The organism is Streptomyces sp. URMC 123 (assembly GCF_051386515.1).
Classification (GTDB): Bacteria; Actinomycetota; Actinomycetes; order Streptomycetales; family Streptomycetaceae; genus Streptomyces.
On sequence record NZ_JBPQTV010000529.1, the window covers coordinates 1 to 2,668 of the forward strand.

3 protein-coding genes are annotated in these 2,668 nt (G+C 72.6%); all 3 read left to right on the forward strand.

Going from position 1 to position 2,668, the window contains the following annotated elements; all coding sequences use genetic code 11:
• Window positions 1–118: 118 nt before the first annotated feature.
• Window positions 119–808 carry a hypothetical protein gene (locus ACSNOD_RS30345; protein ID WP_436770293.1) on the forward strand — a complete coding sequence of 230 codons (690 nt, stop codon included), beginning with the start codon at window positions 119–121 and terminating at the stop codon, window positions 806–808.
• 281 nt (window positions 809–1,089) lie between these two features.
• Window positions 1,090–1,734 (forward strand): SurA N-terminal domain-containing protein, encoded by a 645-nt coding sequence (locus tag ACSNOD_RS30350; protein ID WP_436770294.1) that lies wholly within the window; start codon window positions 1,090–1,092, stop codon window positions 1,732–1,734.
• A gap of 87 nt (window positions 1,735–1,821) precedes the next feature.
• Window positions 1,822–2,668: nucleoside triphosphate pyrophosphohydrolase (locus ACSNOD_RS30355; RefSeq protein WP_436770295.1), on the forward strand; the 847-nt coding region annotated here is incomplete at its 3' end.

The window sequence follows — 2,668 nt, forward strand, 5'->3', positions numbered from 1 at the left end:
ATGTGACCCCGCCGTCACCCTCCGCGCTCGCGCCCCGGCCGGGTCACATGGGGTCAAGGGCGCGGAGTACTCGCGGACCCACAGACCCCCGCCTCCCGCGCCAGAAGGAGCAATCCACATGCGCATAGCAGCGCGCGCTCTGGCCACGACCGCTCTGGCGGCCCTCGCGTTCGGTGGACCCGCAACCGCCGCCCTCGCGAGCGATCACGACCACGACCACCACGGCGACCACCGCGACCACGGTGACCACCGGGATCATCACAAGGGTGATCACGGTGACCATCACAAGGGCGACTACGGTGATCACCACAAGGGCGATCACCACAAGGGTGACTACGACGACCATCACAAGGGCGACTACGGCGATCACCACAAGGGCGGCCATCACAAGGGCCACCGCGCCACCTTCAGCATCTCGCCCACCAAGCCCAAGCCCGGCGGGCACTTCACCCTGAAGGTGCACAGCGCCTGCCACAAGAAGGTCGTCCACGCGACCTCCAAGGGCTTCGCGCACAAGGTGACGCTGAAGAAGGTCGGCGACGACCGCTATGTGGGCCACGGCAAGGTGGACCACCACGCCAAGTACGGCAAGTCGTACAGCATCCATGTGCACTGCCCCGGCAGCGGCACCGCCACCCCCGGCAGCTTCACCGTCGGCCACGGCGTCCACAAGGGCTCCAAGGCCGGTGAGGGCGGCAGCATCGCCGGCATGAACTCCACGAGCATCGCCGCGGGCGGCGCCCTGCTGGCCGTCGGCGCGGCCGGCACCGTGGTGATGATGCGCCGCAGGAGCGACAACAGCGCCTGACGGCGTCGTCGCGGAGTCCTCTCTTCACGTCCCACGCCCCTCGATCTCCCGCCCGCCCGCCGCGGCCGGGAGTTCGAGGGGTCGCCGCGTTCCGGGGTCCCGGGGTCCCGGGGTTCCGGGGCGTACGGCGTGGGGGGCGGCCCCATCGGTCGGGCCCGGCTCGAACACACCCCATCCCGTTCCGAATCGTTGGTCGAATCAGTGGCTAGGGCTTCGCCGACTCCCTACCATCGATCAACGCCAGGTCGAGCACCGTCGCACGATCCTTGCCGGGAGGCTTTATGCGCCAGAGCACGCTCGCCGTATCCGTCCTCGCGGGGCTGCTCGTCGTCGCCCCACTCCTCACCGCGTGCGGCAAGGACGCGCACCCCGGCGCGGCCGCCGTCGTGGACGGCGAGCGGATCTCCGTCTCCCACCTCCAGGCCAAGGTCGAGGACGTCCGGGCCGCCCAGCGCGCCACCCCGCAGGCCGACCAGCTCATCCAGCGGACCGGCCAGCTCGGCCGGGCCACCCTCAACGGCATGATCTTCGAACGCGTGCTGGAGCGGACCGCCCGCGAGGAGGGCGTCACCCTCGACCGGCGCGCCGTCCAGGAGGCGCAGAAGTCCGCCGAGCAGGGCGCCGGCGGCATCGGCCGGCTGCGCGCCATGTGGCTCCAGCAGTACGCCGTCGCCCCCGACCAGGTCGACGAGCAGATCCGCAACCAGGTGCTCATGGACCGGCTCGCCCAGCGGCTGGGCGCCGACCGCAGCACGCCGGAGGGCCAGGAGAAGATCATGGCCGCGCTGCGCCGCACCTCCGGCTCGATGGGCATCGAGGTGAACCCCCGCTTCGGCACGTGGAGCGACAAGGACATGCTGCTCACGCCGGCGAGGGCGGCCTGGCTGCGGCAGGAGGCGGCGGCGCCGCACGCCCCGCACGGGTAGCCGCCGCGTCCGGGGCGGGGCGACGCCCCGTGCCGCGCGGGTGGCCGCGGGACGGACCCTTCCCGCTCCGTGCGTTACGTTCAATGGGTGAACGCGAACGCTGACGCGCCCGGCCGCATCGTCCTCCTCACCACCAGCCACCGGGTCGCCCCCGGACTCCTGTCGTGGTCCGCGTGGCAGACCCTGCGCACCGCCGACCGGGTGCTGTGCGCCGATCCCGACCACCCGCAGCTGCCGTATCTGCGCGAGGCCGGCGTCGAGGTCGAGACGGCGGCCCCCGCGGCCCGTGAGCTCCTCGACGCGTGCGCCGGCGGCCGCACGGTCGTCGTCATCCCAGCGGCCGGCGCCGGCACGGGGGAGAGCGAGCTGACCGACGGGCTCGCCCGCCTCGCCGGCTCCGGCCGGGTCCGCATGCCCGACCTGGAACTGCTGCCCGCCTCCTACGACCTGCCCGGCGCCCGGCTCCTCGACGTCGTCCAGGTCATGGACGCGATTCGCACCGACTGCCCCTGGAGCGGCAGCCGGACCCACGAGGGCCTGGTGAAGTACGCCATCGAGGAGGCGTACGAGCTCGTCGAGGCCATCGAGGCCGGCGACCGCGCCGAGCTCCGCGAGGAGCTCGGCGACGTGCTCCTCCAGGTCGTCTTCCACGCCCGGATCGCCCAGGAGCACCCCGAGGAGCCGTTCTCCATCGACGACGTGGCCGCCACGATCGTCGACAAGCTCATCCACCGCCACCCGCACGTCTTCGGCACGGAGTCCGCGGAGACGCCGGAGGACGTCCGGGAGCACTGGCTGCGGACCAAGGCCGTGGAGAAGCGGCGCGAATCCGTCACGGACGGGGTGCCGCTGGGGCAGCCGGCGCTGGCGCTGGCCGCGAAGCTGGCGTCGCGGGCTCGGATGGCCGGGCTGGAGGGGGTGGAAGGGCTGGAGG

Coding starts and splice junctions, on each gene's coding strand:
- ACSNOD_RS30345 (WP_436770293.1), top strand. CDS start 119: ATGCGCATAGCAGCGCGCGCTCTGGCCACGACCGCTCTGGCGGCCCTC.
- ACSNOD_RS30350 (WP_436770294.1), top strand. CDS start 1,090: ATGCGCCAGAGCACGCTCGCCGTATCCGTCCTCGCGGGGCTGCTCGTC.